We start from the raw sequence: 1,058 nt of genomic DNA, 5'->3' as shown, positions 1-1,058 counted from the left end.
CCTTCACGGATTGCGAAACGCAGACCGTCGTCCATCGCGATTGGGTGGATCAGGGTAACAACCATTTTGATGTTGTCGCCTGGCATTACCATCTCTACGCCTTCTGGCAGTTCGATGGTACCGGTCACGTCAGTTGTACGGAAGTAGAACTGTGGACGGTAGCCTTTGAAGAACGGAGTATGACGGCCGCCTTCGTCTTTGGACAGGATGTACACTTCAGATTCGAACTTGGTGTGTGGCTTGATAGAGCCTGGCTTAGCCAGTACCTGACCACGTTCGATTTCTTCACGTTTGATACCACGCAGCAGAACACCTACGTTCTCACCAGCACGGCCTTCGTCCAGCAGTTTGCGGAACATTTCAACGCCGGTACAGGTAGATTTCGCAGTATCTTTGATACCAACGATTTCAACTTCTTCACCCACTTTAACGATACCGCGCTCTACACGACCGGTAACAACGGTACCACGACCGGAGATGGAGAATACGTCTTCGATTGGCAGCAGGAACGGCAGATCGATTGCACGTACTGGTTCTGGGATGTAAGAATCCAGGAAGCCAGCCAGTTCAACGATTTTAGCTTCCCACTCTGCTTCGCCTTCCAGCGCTTTCAGAGCAGAACCACGGATGATTGGAGTGTCATCGCCTGGGAAGTCGTACTGGGACAGAAGTTCACGAACTTCCATTTCAACCAGTTCCAGCAGCTCTTCATCATCAACCATGTCGCATTTGTTCAGGAACACGATGATGTAAGGAACGCCAACCTGACGGCCCAGCAGGATGTGCTCACGGGTCTGAGGCATAGGGCCGTCAGTCGCAGCAACAACCAGGATAGCACCGTCCATCTGAGCAGCACCGGTGATCATGTTTTTCACGTAGTCGGCGTGCCCTGGGCAGTCAACGTGCGCGTAGTGACGAGTCGGGGTGTCGTACTCAACGTGGGAAGTGTTGATGGTGATACCACGAGCTTTTTCTTCTGGTGCGTTATCGATCTGGTCGAATGCACGAGCAGAACCACCGTAGGTTTTAGCCAGAACGGTAGTGATTGCAGCGGTCAG

1 protein-coding gene is annotated in these 1,058 nt (G+C 52.5%); it reads right to left on the bottom strand.

Annotation, left to right across the window (positions count from 1 at the left end; genetic code table 11):
- The coding region (gene tuf, locus B9Y90_RS26295) for an elongation factor Tu (protein ID WP_139827533.1) at positions 1 to 1,058 on the bottom strand (1,058 nt) is incomplete at both ends.

Source organism: Cedecea sp. NFIX57 (assembly GCF_900177785.1).
GTDB lineage: Bacteria > Pseudomonadota > Gammaproteobacteria > Enterobacterales > Enterobacteriaceae > Cedecea > Cedecea neteri_C.
Note: the sequence above shows the minus strand (reverse complement) of the source record. Positions and strands in the feature narration are given on the sequence as shown.